This window comes from Allobosea sp., assembly GCF_035944895.1.
In the GTDB taxonomy this organism is placed as follows: Bacteria; Pseudomonadota; Alphaproteobacteria; order Rhizobiales; family Beijerinckiaceae; genus Allobosea.
Genome location: NZ_DASZAT010000010.1, coordinates 1284643 through 1299714 on the forward strand (window position 1 = coordinate 1284643; position 15072 = coordinate 1299714).

Annotated in this window: 13 protein-coding genes; 9 read left to right on the forward strand and 4 right to left on the reverse strand. The window is 66.5% G+C overall.

Annotated elements, in window-relative coordinates; translation table 11 throughout:
- Positions 1-22: 22 nt before the first annotated feature.
- Positions 23-1009: a Bug family tripartite tricarboxylate transporter substrate binding protein gene (locus VGV58_RS21795; RefSeq protein WP_326876112.1), complete on the reverse strand. Its 987-nt coding sequence runs from the start codon at positions 1007-1009 to the stop codon at positions 23-25.
- Between the two features lie 205 nt (positions 1010-1214).
- Between VGV58_RS21795 and VGV58_RS21800 the strand changes: the two genes are divergently transcribed.
- The 7 genes from VGV58_RS21800 (at position 1215) to VGV58_RS21830 (ending at position 9513) form a co-directional block, all read left to right on the forward strand.
- Positions 1215-1919, forward strand: coding sequence for a GntR family transcriptional regulator (locus tag VGV58_RS21800; RefSeq protein ID WP_326876113.1), 705 nt, complete (start codon positions 1215-1217; stop codon positions 1917-1919).
- On the forward strand, positions 1912-2826 hold the full coding sequence (locus tag VGV58_RS21805) for a dihydrodipicolinate synthase family protein (protein WP_326876114.1): 915 nt from the start codon (positions 1912-1914) through the stop codon (positions 2824-2826). Before VGV58_RS21800 ends, VGV58_RS21805 begins: the two co-directional genes overlap by 8 nt.
- A 171-nt stretch (positions 2827-2997) precedes the next feature.
- Positions 2998-4728 (forward strand): L-arabinonate dehydratase, encoded by a 1731-nt coding sequence (gene araD, locus VGV58_RS21810; RefSeq protein WP_326876115.1) that lies wholly within the window; start codon positions 2998-3000, stop codon positions 4726-4728.
- A gap of 59 nt (positions 4729-4787) precedes the next feature.
- On the forward strand, positions 4788-6338 hold the full coding sequence (locus VGV58_RS21815) for an ABC transporter substrate-binding protein (protein WP_326876116.1): 1551 nt from the start codon (positions 4788-4790) through the stop codon (positions 6336-6338).
- Positions 6335-7186, forward strand: coding sequence for a metallophosphoesterase family protein (locus VGV58_RS21820; protein ID WP_326876117.1), 852 nt, complete (start codon positions 6335-6337; stop codon positions 7184-7186). Before VGV58_RS21815 ends, VGV58_RS21820 begins: the two co-directional genes overlap by 4 nt.
- A gap of 76 nt (positions 7187-7262) precedes the next feature.
- Positions 7263-8015, forward strand: coding sequence for an FkbM family methyltransferase (locus VGV58_RS21825; RefSeq protein ID WP_326876118.1), 753 nt, complete (start codon positions 7263-7265; stop codon positions 8013-8015).
- A 157-nt stretch (positions 8016-8172) separates the two neighbouring features.
- Positions 8173-9513 carry a nucleotide sugar dehydrogenase gene (locus VGV58_RS21830; protein WP_326876119.1) on the forward strand — a complete coding sequence of 447 codons (1341 nt, stop codon included), beginning with the start codon at positions 8173-8175 and terminating at the stop codon, positions 9511-9513.
- A 24-nt stretch (positions 9514-9537) separates the two neighbouring features.
- Here VGV58_RS21830 and VGV58_RS21835 read toward each other — a convergent pair whose 3' ends face one another.
- The 3 genes from VGV58_RS21835 to VGV58_RS21845 form a co-directional block, all read right to left on the reverse strand.
- Positions 9538-10941 carry a DUF2793 domain-containing protein gene (locus VGV58_RS21835; protein WP_326876120.1) on the reverse strand — a complete coding sequence of 468 codons (1404 nt, stop codon included), beginning with the start codon at positions 10939-10941 and terminating at the stop codon, positions 9538-9540.
- Positions 10942-11079: 138 nt separating this feature from the next.
- Entirely contained in the window at positions 11080-11856 is a 777-nt protein-coding gene (locus VGV58_RS21840) for an SDR family oxidoreductase (RefSeq protein WP_326876121.1), read from the reverse strand.
- Positions 11857-11895: 39 nt separating this feature from the next.
- On the reverse strand, positions 11896-12582 hold the full coding sequence (locus tag VGV58_RS21845; RefSeq protein ID WP_326876122.1) for a GntR family transcriptional regulator: 687 nt from the start codon (positions 12580-12582) through the stop codon (positions 11896-11898).
- 193 nt (positions 12583-12775) lie between these two features.
- On the opposite strand from VGV58_RS21845, the gene VGV58_RS21850 reads away from it, so the two are divergent.
- Positions 12776-14035, forward strand: a complete 1260-nt coding sequence (locus tag VGV58_RS21850; RefSeq protein ID WP_326876123.1) for an ABC transporter substrate-binding protein — start codon at positions 12776-12778, stop codon at positions 14033-14035.
- Between the two features lie 157 nt (positions 14036-14192).
- Entirely contained in the window at positions 14193-15068 is an 876-nt protein-coding gene (locus tag VGV58_RS21855; RefSeq protein WP_092156502.1) for a branched-chain amino acid ABC transporter permease, read from the forward strand.
- Positions 15069-15072 lie beyond the last annotated feature (4 nt).

A 15072-nucleotide genomic window follows, 5' to 3' on the forward strand; every position in this document is an offset into this window, starting at 1 on the left:
GCTTGTCACTCAGCTCGGCAGATCATTCGATCTTCACATTGGCCTTCTGCGCCACGTCCGCCCAGCGCTTGGTCTCGCTGGCGATATGGGCGGTGAACTCGGCCTGGCTCGAGCCGACCGGATCGACGCCGAGCTTCTTGAGCTGCTCGATCACCGCCGGCTCGCGCATGATCGCCTGCGTCTCGGTGGAGAGCTTGGCGACGATCTCCGGCGGCACCTTCGACGGCGCGAAGAAGCCGTGCCAGGAACTGGCATCGTAGCCCGGAATGAACTCGGACAAGGCCGGCAGGTCCGGCGCGACGGCGAGCCGCTTCGGCGTCGCCGTCGCTAGCGCCCGGATCTTGCCGGCTTCGACATGCGGCCAGGCGATGGTGATGTTGTCGAAGGTCAGCTGGATCTGGCCGGAGAGCAGGTCCTGCGTCACCTGCCCGCTCGACCGGTAGGGCACATGCGCCATGTCGGTGCCGGTCGAGACCTTGAACAGCTCGGCCGCCATATGGGTCGAAGTGCCCGCGCCCGAGGAGCCGAAGGAGTACTTGCCAGGGTTCTTCTTCAGGAGCTCGATCAGCTCCGGCACGGTCTTGGCCGGCAGGTCGATATTGACCATCAGCAGGTTCGGCACGCTCGCTACCTGCGAGATCGGCGTGAAGTCCTTGATGTGGTCATAAGGCATCTTGGTGTAGACGCCGGGATTGATGGCATGGCTGGAGACCGTGCCCATGGTCAGCGTGTAGCCGTCCGGCTCGGATTTCGCGACCGCGGCCGCACCGGTGTTGCCGCCGGCCCCGACCCGGTTCTCGACGATGAACTTGCCGCCGAGGCGCGCGCCCAGCCGGTCGGCCAGGATGCGCCCGAGCAGATCGGTCGTGCCGCCCGCGGCGAAGGGCACCACGATGGTGACGACCCTGGTCCCCGGATAGCCGCTCTGCGCCCAGGCAGGCGTCAAAGCCGGCGCGGCCAACATGGCGCCCGCTCCAGCGAGCAGGCTGCGGCGTGTGATCGATGTCATCCAGTCCTCCCTCGTCATTGTCCATCCGGCCTTGCCGTTCCGGCGTCTTGCGGCCGTCTTGCTCGACTCCATAGCACGCAATTCCAGATTTGAAATCTGAAATTTCAGACTTGATGTCACTTGCGCTTTGTGGTGTCTGATGAGGCAATGGCGATGGGCCAGCGCCGGCATCGAATCGTGCCGCTGCCCCGCCAGAGGAATTGGGATGTCAAACGCGCTCGCGATCGAACCCGTCTCGCCGCATTTGCTGCGCTCCCTGCGCGAGCATGTGCACGAGCGCCTGCGCCGGGCGATCGTCGCCGGCAGCTTCCGCAATGGCGAGCGGCTGAACGAGCGCCAGCTCGCAGACATGCTCGGTGTCTCTACCACGCCGGTGAAGGACGCGATCCGCATGCTGGAGAGCGAAGGGCTGGTTCGGACCGAGGCCCGACGCGGCGTCTTCGTCGAGTTCTCGGCCCGCCAGGCGCTGGAAATGGCGCTCGGCCGCGCCGCGCTTGAAAGCGTCATGACCCATATCGCCGCCAACCGGATCAGTGCTGCCGAGATCACCGAGATGGCTCGCCTGATCGACGAGATGGCGCATGCGACCGAGCACAGCGCGCTGGAGGACCTCGTCCATCTCAACGAGGCCTATCACGGCATGATCCACCGCGTTTCAGGCTGCGCCTATCTCGAGCGCCGGCTCGATGGCCAGCGCATGTACGACCATGCCCAGCGCATCGCTTTGCTCGCCGAGCCGAACGAGCGGCGCCAGGGCTATGTCGAGCACAAGGGCATTTTCGAAGCGCTCGCTGCCCGCGAACCGGCGCGGGCCGAACAGCGCATGCGCAGCCATATCGTGCGCTCCGCCAAGAGCCATGTGCGCCAAGTCTTCGGTGCCAATGCGGAAGGATTGGATTACGATGAGTGACAGGGTTCGCAGTGCGCTGCGCGGCATTTCCGGTGTGCACGTCACCGCCTGGAAGGGCGATGGCGAGGCCGACTGGGCGCTGACCGGCAAGATCGTCGCGCGCATCGCCGAGGCCGGCATCCACAACATCGTCTCGGCCGGCAATACCGGCGAGTTCTACCCGATGACCACGGACGAGGTGGTGCGCAGCCACGCCGTCGCCGCCGAAGCGGCTGCCGGCAAGGCGCTGGTCACCGCCGGCATCGGTCGCTCGCTGCGGGAAGCCGTCGCAACCGGCAAGCTCGCCGCCAAGGCCGGCTGCGATGCGGTGATGGTACATCACCCGCTCGACCCCTTCGCCGCCCCGCAGAGCCAGGCCGACTACATCCTCGCCATTGCCGAGGCGCTGACGATCCCGCTCGTCGCCTATATCCGCTCCGATGCGATCGGCGTGAAGGACCTCGCCCGCGTCGCGACCCATCCCAATGTCGCCGGCGTCAAGTTTGCGTCCTCCAACATGATGCTGCTCGCCGAATGCGTCCGCGCCACGCAAGGCTCGAGCGCCAACTGGATCTGCGGCTTAGCCGAGGGCTGGGCCGCGCCCTTCCACGCGCTCGGCGCCCGCGGCTTTACTTCCGGTCTCGTCAATGTCGCGCCCGAGCGCTCGCTGGCGATCTGGCAGGCGCTGGAGGCCAACGACTACGACCGCGCCCGCCGCCTCGTCGACGAGATCGCCGGCTTCGAGACGCTGCGGACGAAATATGGCAACGGCGCCAATGTGACGGTGGTCAAGGAGGCGCTCGGCCTGCTCGGCACCAATGTCGGCCCGGTCCGCCTGCCCGGCCTGCCCGAGCTGAACGAGATCGAGCGCGCCGAGCTGCGCAAGATCGTCGGCAGCTGGGGCAGCCAGCGGGCGGCGGCGGAGTAACCTCTGTCATTCCGGGGCATCGCGCAGCGATGAACCCGGAACCCACGACCGGGTGAGCCCCTCGTCCAGTGAAAGTCGTTTCACCCAGTCGTGGGTTCCGGGTTCGACCCTGCGGGCCGCCCCGGAATGACAAGTCGTTGAATTCACAAAGAACGCACCGAGGAAACGTCGATGTCCCATCCCCGCAAGACGCCCGACACGCTGCGCTCGAAGCGCTGGTTCGGCGCCAGCGACCTGCGCTCCTTCGGGCATCGCTCGCGGGCGCTGCAGATGGGCCTGAACCATGACGAGTTCATGGGCAAGCCGGTGATCGGCATCCTCAACACCTGGTCAGAGATCAACCCCTGCCACACCCATCTGCGCGACCGTGCCGAGGCGGTTAAGCGCGCGGTCTGGGCAGCCGGTGGCTTCCCGGTCGAGATCCCCGTGATGTCGGCCTCCGAGCAGTACCAGAAGCCGACGACCATGCTCTATCGCAACTTCCTGGCGATGGAGGCTGAGGAGTCGATCAGGTCCCACCCGCTCGACGGCGCGGTGCTGCTCGGCGGTTGCGACAAGTCCACGCCGGCGCTGATCATGGGCGCCTGCAGCGCCGGTCTCCCCTTCATCTTCGTGCCGGCCGGGCCGATGCTGCGCGGCAACTGGGCCGGCAAGACGCTCGGCTCGGGCGCCGATGTCTGGAAATACTGGGCCGAGAAGGAGGCCGGCAACATCTCCGATGCCGACTGGCGCGACATGGAGAGCGGCATCGCCCGCTCGCACGGCACCTGCATGGTGATGGGCACGGCTGCGACCATGATGAGCCATGCCGAGGTGCTTGGCCTGACCCTGCCCGGCGCCTCCGCCATCCCCGCCGCCGACGCCGCCCATCCGCGCATGGCCGCCGCCGCCGGCAAGCGCATCGTCGAGATGGTCTGGGAGGATTTGACGCCCGACCGTATCCTCACCCGCGAGAGCTTCGAGAACGCGCTGACCGTCCACATGGCGGTCGCCGGCTCGACCAACGCCATCATCCATCTCGTCGCCATGGCCGGCCGCGCCGGCGTGCCGCTGACGCCCGATGATTTCGACGCCTTCTCGCGCAAGGTCCCGGTGATCGCGAACCTGCGCCCCTCCGGCGAGTTCCTGATGGAGGATTTCTTCTATGCCGGCGGGCTCCCTGCCCTGCTGAAACAGCTCCAGAGCAAGCTTCACACCGGCGCGATGACCGTGACCGGCAAGCCGATTTCCGAGACGATCGCACTCGCCAAGGTCTACGACGACAACGTCATCCGCCCGCTCGACAGGCCCGTCTCGACCGCCAACGGCCTTGCCGTGCTCAAGGGCAACCTCGCGCCAGGCGGCTGCGTCATCAAGCCCTCGGCCGCAGAGCCGCGCCTGCTGAAGCACTCCGGCCCGGCCCTCGTCTTCGAGGACTATGATGCGATGATGAAGGCGGTGAACGACGAGACCCTCGACGTCACCGCCGACCATGTCATGGTGCTGAAGAACTGCGGCCCGGTCGGCGGCCCCGGCATGCCGGAATGGGGCATGCTGCCGATTCCGAAGAAGCTGCTGAAGCAGGGCGTGCGCGACATGCTTCGGCTCTCCGATGCCCGCATGTCCGGCACCAGCTACGGCGCCTGCGTCCTCCACATCGCGCCCGAGGCCTATATCAAGGGCCCGCTCGCAGCGGTGAAGACCGGCGACATCATCAGCGTCGATGTCGAGGCGCGCAGCATCTCCGTCAATTTGACGGATGCCGAGATCGCCGAGCGTCTGAAGAACTGGACGCCGCCCGACCGCGACTACCCCCGCGGCTGGGGCAAGATGTCGGCCGCCCATATCCAGCAGGCCGATAAGGGCTGCGATTTCGATTACCTCGCCGGCACGGCGAAGGTGGCGGAACCAGAGATCCATTGAGCCCCGTCACATCGCTGTAACCGCGGACGACCAGCTTCGCGGCTCCCAATGGAGCCGCCATGGTCACCCGCCGCAACCTTCTCGCCGCCGGCCTCGCCGCACCCGCTTTCCTGCCCGGATTGGCGCGGGCGCAGGCCGATACGCGGCCGGTGCTACGCGTCGCCGTGCAGGCGTTGCCGCCGACGCTGGAGCCGTTCGAGGCGATCTCGAATGTCGGGTTGCGGCCGACCTATAATGTCTTCGACACGCTCTGGCGCCGCGACTTCAATCGCGAAGCCGCCCAAGGCGGCCAGCATTTGCTGCCGCATCTTGCGACCTCGCTGCGGCAGCGCGATCTGCTGACCTGGGAGGCCAAACTGCGCGACGGCGTGCGCATGCATGACGGCAGCGTGCTCTCGGCCGAGGACGTTCTCTCGACCTTCTCGCCCGAGCGCATGTACGGCAAGGAGGTCCAGCACCATGAGGGCCGCGTCAATTTCGGCCATCTGACCGCGGTGGAGGCGGAAGGGCGCGATACGGTCCTGTTCAGGACCGCGACCCCCGACGTGGCGATGCCGCAGCGCCTGGCTTCCTATGGCGGTTGGATCCATTCGGCGAAGTTCTACAAGGAGCAGGGCCTCGCCGGCATGCGTCTGAAACCGGTCGGCAGCGGCCCCTATCGCATCGGCTCATTTCAGCGCAACCAGCGCCTCGTGCTCGAAAGCCATGACGACTACTGGATGGGCCGCCCTGCCGCACGGCAGATCATCCTCATCGCGGTGCCCGAGGCCTCGACCCGCCTCGCCGGCCTGCATGCGGGCGATTTCGACCTCGTTACCAACCTGCTCCCCGAGCAGGCCGAGACCTTCAGGGGCAGCCCGACGCTGGAAGGCGTCGAGATCGTGCTCGATCTCGCCCATATCCTCTATTACGACACCCGCAATCCGGTGGTCAGGGATGCACGCGTCCGGCGCGGGCTCAACCACGCCGTTGACATGGAGACGCTCGGCAAGTCGCTCTGGGGGCCGCAGTTCCAGCGCATGGCGGCACTGCAGACGCCCGCCTTCGGCGACTATTACGACGCCGGTCGCCGCGGCCATGCCTATGACCCCGACCTCGCGCGCAAGCTGCTTAAGGAGGGCGGTTACAAAGGCGAGGAGGTCGTGATCCGGATCGCGCCGGGCTACTACCTGCAGATGGACCTTGCCGTGCAGGTGGTCCAGCAGATGTGGGAAGCGGTCGGCGTCAGGAGCCGTCTCGAAACCGTCGAGAACGTTGCCCAGGTGATTCGTCCCGGCGCGGATGTCAGGCCGATTTCGGTCTCGTTCCGCTTTCCCGATCCGCTTGGCGGCGGGCTGATGGTCAATCTGTCGAAGGACTACTCGACCCAGAAGAGTGGCTTCTGGCAGCCGGCGAAGTTCAACGCCATCAGCGACGAGCTCAAGCTCGCGACCGACCCGGCCGAGCGCAAGCGGCTCTGGCTGGCGCTGATGGACGAATACGAGGCGGAGGCGCCAGCGCTGACACTCTATCAGGTGCGGGAATACTACGCGAAGCGCCGCGATGTCAGGTGGAACCACTACCCGCTCTACTACATGGATTTCCGCCCCTTCAATCTGAGCTTCGCATGACCCGCGTCATCATCCTCTCTGACCCGCATCTCTCCCCGACCCACGGCTTCTTCTGGCCGAACTGGCAGCTCGCCTGCGACGCAGCCGCCCGGATCGAGGCGGCCTGCACCATCGTCAATGGCGACCTCTGCATCGACGGGCCCGACAGCGACGCCGAAATGGAATTCGCCGCCAAGGCACTGACCGCGCTGCCGGGCATCGTGCTGCCGCTCCCCGGCAATCACGACATCGGCGATGAACCACCAGGCCAGGATCCGAACCAGATCGTCGACGAGCCCCGCCTCGCCCGTTGGGACAATGCGATCGGCGTCGACCGCTGGCGCTTCCAGCTCGACAGCTGGACCCTGCTCGGCGTCAATGCGCAGCTCTTCGGCTCCGGGCTTGCCCGCGAAGCCGAACAAAACGACTGGCTCGACGCCATGCTGACAGAGAGCAAGGGCGACCGCGTCGCGCTCGTGCTGCACAAGCCGCTCTTCGTCGAAAGCCCGGACGAGGCGCTACCGAGCCCCGCCTGCCTTTGCCCTGCTCCGCGCGGCGAGCTGATACAGCGCCTCTGCAAGGCCGATATCCGGCTGATCGTCAGCGGCCACCTGCACGCGCATCGCGATCGCATGATCGACGGCCTGCGCCATCTCTGGGTGCCCTCGCTCGCCTTCTCCGGTAGCCACGGGCTCGACGGTGACGCGCGCTGCGGCTTTGCTGTGCTCGACTTCGATGGCGATGATGTCGGCGTCGAGATCATCAGGCCGGAGGGCCTCGTCTCGCATGACCTCGCCGCCATCAAGCAGCATGGCCGCTACCGCTTCCTGCGCGAGATGCCACCCTCCCCGCCGCTGATAGCAGCCTGATTCCGTCCGGGCAGCGCATCTGGCGCCGGCATCGGGCACCGACTACCGTACCGCCGGCAATCTGACGGCGGGAACGATGACGACGACGGGATCGAATGAACAAGTGCGTTTCGACCCCGCAATCGCCTATGAGATGCCGACCAATTCGCAGATCGAGCAGGAGCGCTGGGTCTTCGCCATGTGCAATGGCCGACGCGACGGCCGGTTTGCCGAGATCGGGGCGTTCGACGGCGTCCTGCACAGCAACAGCTACTTCCTCGAAAGCGAGCATGGCTGGCAGGGTGTCTGCGTCGAGCCGAACCCCGCCCTCTTCGCTCGCTTGAACCAGAACCGCAGCGCGATCTGCCTGGAGCGGGCGGTCTATCGCGAGACTGGCCAGATCCTGTCCTTCATCCCCTCCCAGGAGATCGGGACGCTGGCTGAATTCGCGGGCAATGACCGCTATGCCGACGACCGTGCTCGCGCCGCCGCGACGCATGGGCTGATCCAGGTCGAAACGATCAGCTTCGCCGCGATCGCCGAGATGGCAGACTTCGCCGAAACCGGCTTCGACTATGTCTCGCTCGACACTGAAGGATCGGAACTGGAGATTCTGCGCACGATCGACTTCGCCCGCCACCGCATCGCGCTCTTCACCATCGAGCACAATTTCGTCGAGCCTCGGCGCGAAGAGATGCGAATGTTGCTGGCCGAGGCCGGCTACGACCGCCTCAACGTCGGCTTCGACGACTGGTACTGGCACCCTGCCTTCCTGATCGAGCGGAACCGTGGCGTCGCCGTCGACGCTGGCGCGATCAGCCGGCATTTCAAGAGCATTTTCAAAGACTAACGCCGAAACCGGGCAAACACCTGCCACAACGGATGCACATGGGGCCAGACCGCATCACGAAGGCCTCGGCGGATGTTGACGCAGTTTGGCAACTCTGGAAAAAGCTCGACCGAGAAACGGGCCGCTGGCCGATGCCGCCGCAATTTCAGGATGCACCGTGACGTCGCCAGCAGCCCAGCAGTTCATTGAACGCGTCAACGACCGTTCGCTCGTCGTCGGAATCATCGGCCTCGGCTATGTCGGCATTCCGCTCGCGCTAGCGACCCTGCGGCAGGGTTTTCGCGTCGTCGGCTTCGATATCGATGCTAGGCGCGTCGACGACATCAATGCCGGCCGCAGCGCGATCAAGCACATCCCGATGGAGCCGATCGCGCAGGCCGTAGCCGCCGACCGCTTCGTCGCGACCGCGGATTTCGACCGTCTGGGCGAGCCGGACGCACTGCTGATCGCCGTGCCGACGCCGCTGACCAGGTATCGCGAGCCAGATCTGTCCTATGTCGTCAGGACGACGGAGGCGATCGGCCGGCGCCTGCGCCGCGGCCAGCTCGTCGTGCTGGAATCGACCACCTATCCCGGCACGACCGACGAGATCATGCGCCCGATCCTGGAGAAGGCGAGCGGGCTGAAGAGCGGCGAGGACTTCTTCCTCGCCTTTTCGCCAGAGCGCGAGGACCCCGGCAACCCGGACTTCGGCACCTCCACCATCCCGAAGGTCGTCGGCGGCGACGGCACCGACGCGCAGGCGATGGCGCTGGCGCTCTACGGAGCACTCGTCGTCAGGACCGTGCCGGTCTCCTCGACTGCCACCGCGGAGGCGGTCAAGCTGACCGAGAACATCTTCCGCGCCGTCAACATCGCCCTCGTCAACGAGCTCAAGACGGTCTACTCGGCGATGGGCATCGACATCTGGGAGGTGATCGAGGCGGCCAAGACCAAGCCGTTCGGCTTCATGCCGTTCTACCCCGGCCCCGGTCTCGGCGGCCACTGTGTCCCGATCGACCCGTTCTACCTGACCTGGAAGGCGCGCGAATACGATGTCGCCACCCGCTTCATCGAGCTCGCCGGCGAGATCAACACCCGCATGCCCTATCTGGTCGTCGATCGCCTCGCGACCCTGCTCGACATCCACGGCCGCAAGAACCTGAGCGACGCCTCGATCCTGATCCTCGGCCTGGCCTACAAGAAGAATGTCGAGGACACCCGCGAGAGCCCCTCGCTCAAGCTGATCGAATTGATCGAGAAGCGCGGCGCCCGCACCGCCTTCCACGACCCCCATGTCCCGCTGCTTCCGCCGACCCGCGAGCACCCGACGCTCGCAGGCCGCAGGAGCGTGCCGGTCGACGCTGCCTCGCTCGCCGCTTTCGACGCCGTGCTCATCGCCACCGACCATGACGACGTCGACTATGCGGCGATCGTCGCTGGCTCGAAGTTGGTTGTCGACACGCGCAATGTCTGCACACGGGCCGGCATCAGGGCGGACAACGTCTTCAAAGCCTGATGGCGCCCTGCCGGCGAGGACGGCTCAAAGCTCGGCGTTGAAGGCGATGTCATTGAAAATGGCATAGGCGCGGCCAAGCGCCGAAACGCGGATCGTCGCCAATGCGCCGGCATTGGAGCTTGGGGAGATCGAGCGCTCGCCGCCGAGAATGTTGGCTTCGCCAGCGACGGTATAGCTAGCCGTCGGCACAGCCCGCATCGCGGTCGGGAACGTCAGGACCTGCTGCGAGTATGCGCTGCTCGCCTGATAGACATCGATCAACCAGGAAACACCCGGCCGCCAGTAGTAGCGCTCGCAGAGCTGCCGTTCCTGCGTCTGGCTGCGTGCCAGCCAGGCGCTCGGCACCGTGCCGGTTTCAAGCTTGATCGCGCGGAAGGTCGCTGCCCCCGCCGCCGGCGCGAGCTGAACCGTCAGGTTCCCGGTGTCGCCGGCGGCCGGCGTCAATGCGACGAAGCGGCGGCCGCTTCCCGCGGAGATCGTTCCGGAGACGCTGCCGACCGTCACGTCGAGGTTGCCGCCGCTGAGATCCTCGACCGACAGACATAGCGGCGTGGATGCGAAGGACCCCACACCCCAGAGTGCCGGCTCGACGATCTGCCGGATCGCGCCCGAGGTCAGCGTCAGGTCGAAGCCGCTGCGGCTGAGGCTGGCGCCGCCGGTATGCGCCTTCCAGCGGTCGTAGCCGAATGTTCCCGCGGCCAATGCGCCGCCGGCAAAGCCGCGCTGATTGATCTGCCAGTCGCCGTTGACGAGCAGATTCGGCCGCGGCGTCTCGCGGGCCCAGTTGCTGGCTGGAAGCGTGACCAGCCCGCTCGTCCGGTCGATGACGAGCGCCTCGGTCCAGCCCGCCCCGTCCGGGCTGACCTTGATCCGGAGCTGATCGTCGCCAGCAAGCCCGATCTCCGCCCGGCCGGACCAGTTTTGCTGGAAGAGCAGGCTCGCCGTACGAGCCGCGCTCGCCTTGTTGAGCTTGAGGCGATGGTCGGTGCCCGCGTGAGTGAACAGGGTCGCGTCGGCGGAGACCGAGAGCCGGTTCGTCGTGTCGGCGGTCGCATTCACGCCCCACAGCGCAGCACCAAGGCTGCTCACCGGTTGCGAGCGGCGCCATTGCGTGCCGGTCCAGACATGGTGCTCGGCCTCGTCGCTCACCCAGGCCTGCCAGCCGGAGCGCGGGTCGAGGAAGCTCCAGGCGTCGTCCTCGAAGATCGCAAGATCGTCCTGGTGCCCGGCGAAGACGCCTGTTCCCCCCGCCGGCACGATATAGGCGGCGGTCTCGCCAGGCGAAACCGGCGGGACGGTCTGCGTCCGACTGGCGACGACGAGATGCACCAGCGCATCGAGCCGCATCAGCGCATCGTTATGGGTGACGTGTTTCTGCGCCTGCCCGGCGGCGAGCAGGGGCAGGCCAAGACGCGGCGTATCGCTCATGGAACCTCGCTGGATCGGAGCGGCACGCGGGAGGCGCGCCATGCCAGCCGATTATGCGGGCTCCGAAAGCAGCGGGGATCGATTGCGAATCTATCCCCGTGCCGGGGCGATCAAGCCGGAAAGACGGCCCCGCAACCCTCAGCTCAGCATCCTGGTATCGCCGCAGACCGAGATTTCCTGCCCGGAGATCGTCTTGGCGAAGGGCGAGGCCAGGAAGACGATCTGCTTGGCGATGTCCTTGGGGTCGACGAACTGCTTGATCGAGACGCCGGCGAAGAGCCGGTTGGTCATCTCGTCATGCGAGACGTTGAGCGAGCGCGCCTTGTTGGCGATCACGCTCTGGATGCGCGGCCCGTCGACCAGGCCCGGGCAGATCGCGTTGGCGCGGATCCCGAACTCGCCGAGCTCGGCCGAGAGCGCCTTGGTGAAGCCGATCACGCCCCATTTCGCCGCCGCATAGGGCGAGCGCAGCGGAAAGCCGTGCTTGCCGGCCTGGCTGGAAAGATTGACGATCGAGGCGTTCTTCGACTGCTTCAGGTGCTCGACGGCGAGCCGGGTGCAGTTGAACTGGCCGGTGAGATCGATGGCGACGCAGCTGTCCCAGTCCTCCGGCGCGATCTCGTCCACGCGGCCGGTCGGCCCGGCGATGCCGGCATTATTGACGAGGCAATCGAGGCCGCCCAGCGCCGCCAGCGCCTCCTCGAACAGCCTTGCCACCGCCCTGCGGTCGGAGACGTCGCAGACCGAACGCGTGATCGCCGGATCGCTCTCGGCCATCTCGGCCAGCGCCTTCTCGTCGACATCGCAGATATGGACCCTGGCGCCCTCGGCAGCGAAGGCGCGCGCCGTCGCTCGGCCGATGCCATTGGCGCCCGCCGTCACCAGCACGCGCAATCCCTTGATCGTCAGATCCATCGTTTCCGTCCCTTTTTCCTGCGTTCTTCGGTCGGCCGGCTATTCCGCCAGCCGCGCCGTCCGTTCGATATGCTCGGCCGCGGCACTGATGTCCTCGACCAGCGCCTGCCGCGCTGCTGCCGGATCGCGCCGCCGCAACGCCGCCAGCAACTGCGCATGCGCCACGACGGCACTGCCGCCGTCGAGCCGGCGCGGCTCGTGCCGCATGTCGAGATTGAGGATCGGCCCGGCCTTGAGCCAGAGCCGGGAGATCATCTCGATCAGCGAGGGCATCCCGGCGGCTTCGTAGAGCGCAAAATGCAGGTCACGATTGGCGCCGACCGCGGCAGCCGGGTCCGGCGGGTCCTTTGCGGCGGCCAGAAATGCCGCCTCGTGCCGGGCGACCACGGCGATCTGCGCGTCGGTGATCACCTTCGTCGCCTCCTCGGCGGCGAAGCCCTCGACCACAAGCCTGATCCGGGTGAGCTCGCGGAACTGCGCCAGCGTCAGCACTGGCACCCGCACCGCCCGCCCCGGCAGGACCTCCAGAGCCTTGTCGGCGGCGAGCCGACTCACCGCCTCGCGCACCGGCATCATCGAGACGCCGAGCGCCTCGGCGACGCGGCGCAGCGACAGCTTCTCGCCCGGCGCCAGCCGCCCCGCGATCAGCAGCGCCCGAAGCTCGCCGGTGACTCGCTCGCCCAGCGTCTCATGCTGGAGCGAGCCGACCTCGTCGAGCGCCGACACCTCTCCCGGCTTCCCCGCTCCTGGGGAGGCAGGCCGCGATTGCGGCGCAACAGAGGGCTGGACTCGGGCAACCATGTCTGCCAACCTAACTGTGATCACAGATCACGACAAGCGGTCCGAGACCGCAGAGTGAAGAACGACGATCGACACAATCCGACGCCGAAGAGCGCGGTGCAGTTCTGGGAGGAACGGAATGTCAGAGCAGTCAAGGATCAAGGGCCTCTCGCGTCGTCAGACGCTCGTCGGGCTCGGCGCGGCGGCCACGGGCCTCGTCGCCAGCCCGGCGGTCATTCTCGCACAGACGTCCGAAGCGATCCGCTTCGGCCACCTGACGCCGCGCACCGGCTTTCTCGGCCCGCTCGGCGAATACGGCGTCATGGCCGCCGATCTCGCCGCCGAGGAGATCAACGCCGCCGGCGGCATCAACGGCCGCAAGCTCGAATTGCTCAAGGAGGACTCGGTCAATCCGCAGACCGCCTCGACCAAGGCCGAGCGCATGATCGAGCGCGACAAGGTCGCCTGTATCATCGGCGAGATCTCGTCGGCCTCCTGCCTGACGATCTCGCAGGTCGCAGCCCGCAACAAGACGCTCTTCCTCAACACCGGCGGCAATTCCGATGCCCTGCGCGGCGAGAGCTGCAACCGTTACATGTTCCATGTCGAGCATCAGAACTCGATGTATGTGAAGAGCGCCGGCCGTTCGCTGCTGGCGCAGGGGCTGGTCAAGGGCAAGAAGTGGTTCTCGCTCACCGCCGACTACGCCTTCGGCCATGACCTCAGCAAGGTCGCCAAGCGCTTCATGGAGGCAAATGGCGGCCAGTTCGCCGCCGACAAGCTGGTGCCGACCGACGCGACCGACTTCTCGGCGCTGCTGCTGGAGATCAGGGCGGCCAAGCCCGACCTCGTCATCTCCAACCTCGCCGGCAACCAGATCACCAATTTCCTCAAGCAGTATTCCGAATTCGGCCTGACCTTCCCGGTCGCCGGCTTCGGCTTCGACACCGCCCTCGCCTGGGCCGCCGGCAAGGACAATTTCGGCGGCATCTGGCCCTGCGTCTGGCATCACCTGATCGACACGCCCTCGACCAAGGCCTTCGTCGCCGCCTTCACCAAGAAATACGGCAAGCCGCCGGAGAACCAGGCCTGGGGCGACTATGTCGGCGTCAAGGTCATGGCCCAGTCGATGAACGAGCTGAAGTCGACCGACACCGCCAAGATCCTCGAGCATCTCGAGAAGGGCGCGAAGTTCGACGTGATGAAGCCGCGCCAGGGCTATTTCCGCGCCTCCGACCACCAGCTGATCAGCGAGATGTACACCATCACCGCTTTGCCGGCGGCGCAGGTCAAGAACCAGTGGGACCTCTTCACCTCCTCGCCGCCGGTCCCCGGCCCGAACGAGGACATGGAAGTGATCGCCACCCAGGGCGACGAAGCCGTCTGCAAGATGAGCTGAGCTACTCGCTCAAACGATCCTGTCATCCCGGACAAGCCGCGTAGCGGCGCTGATCCGGGATCCATTCCAGAGCGCTTCAGGAATGGATCCCGGATCTCCCTGCGGTCGCCCGGGATGACGACTCACGAGTCAGACAGACGTTTGCAAAGGCCATCCCTTGCTCACCCTCTTCATCCAGCAGGTGCTGAACGGGCTGCTCGACGGGGTCTATTACCTCCTGATCGCGCTCGGCCTGTCGCTGATCTTCTCGCTCGGCGGCATCGTCAATCTGGCGCATGGCGCCTTCTATGCGATCGGCGCCTATCTCACGATCGTGCTGGCACCGCATATCGGCTTCGGCGGCGCCATCATCGCCTCGCCCGTGCTGGTCGCGCTGATCGGCATCGTCATCGAGCGCGGACTCTTCCAGCGCTTCTATCGCTCCGACCCGATCCTCTCGCTGCTCCTGACCTTCGGCCTCGCCATGGTCGCCGAGCAGTCGCTGCGCATGATCTTCGGGGCGCCGCCGCTCTCCTTCTCGATCCCGCCGGCCTTGCGCGGCCAGCTCTTCATCGGCGACTTCATCTATTCGCGCTATCGCGCCTTGCTGATCCTGATCGCCGCGGCTTGCGTGCTCGGCCTCTGGTTCCTCCTGCAGCGCACCGCCTTCGGCCGCGTCGTGCGCGCCGGCGTGCAGAACCCCGACATGGTCGGCGCCCTCGGCATCTCGCTGCAGCCCTACATGATGACGGTCGCCGGCATCGGCATCGGCCTTGCCGGCCTCGCCGGCGTGCTGCTGGCGCCGATCTACTCGATCCATCCGGCCATGGGCCAGGAGATCATCACCCCGGCCTTCGTCGTCGTCGTCATCGGCGGGCTCGGCTCCTTCTGGGGCGTCGTCGTCGCCGCGCTGATGGTCGGCCTGGTCAAGGGCATCACCATCGGCCTTGGCCTGACGCAATGGTCGACCGCGGTGATCTACCTGATGATGCTGCTCGTCCTGCTCTTCCGTCCGCGCGGCCTGTTCGGCGAGCGCATCCAGCGCTTCGAGTGAGGCC

Excerpts from the sequence above, each read along its gene's own strand:
- VGV58_RS21795 (WP_326876112.1), bottom strand. The coding sequence starts at position 1,009 with ATGACATCGATCACACGCCGCAGCCTGCTCGCTGGAGCGGGCGCCATG.
- VGV58_RS21800 (WP_326876113.1), top strand. The coding sequence starts at position 1,215 with ATGTCAAACGCGCTCGCGATCGAACCCGTCTCGCCGCATTTGCTGCGC.
- VGV58_RS21805 (WP_326876114.1), top strand. The coding sequence starts at position 1,912 with ATGAGTGACAGGGTTCGCAGTGCGCTGCGCGGCATTTCCGGTGTGCAC.
- araD (WP_326876115.1), top strand. The coding sequence starts at position 2,998 with ATGTCCCATCCCCGCAAGACGCCCGACACGCTGCGCTCGAAGCGCTGG.
- VGV58_RS21815 (WP_326876116.1), top strand. The coding sequence starts at position 4,788 with ATGGTCACCCGCCGCAACCTTCTCGCCGCCGGCCTCGCCGCACCCGCT.
- VGV58_RS21820 (WP_326876117.1), top strand. The coding sequence starts at position 6,335 with ATGACCCGCGTCATCATCCTCTCTGACCCGCATCTCTCCCCGACCCAC.
- VGV58_RS21825 (WP_326876118.1), top strand. The coding sequence starts at position 7,263 with ATGACGACGACGGGATCGAATGAACAAGTGCGTTTCGACCCCGCAATC.
- VGV58_RS21835 (WP_326876120.1), bottom strand. The coding sequence starts at position 10,941 with ATGAGCGATACGCCGCGTCTTGGCCTGCCCCTGCTCGCCGCCGGGCAG.
- VGV58_RS21840 (WP_326876121.1), bottom strand. The coding sequence starts at position 11,856 with ATGGATCTGACGATCAAGGGATTGCGCGTGCTGGTGACGGCGGGCGCC.
- VGV58_RS21850 (WP_326876123.1), top strand. The coding sequence starts at position 12,776 with ATGTCAGAGCAGTCAAGGATCAAGGGCCTCTCGCGTCGTCAGACGCTC.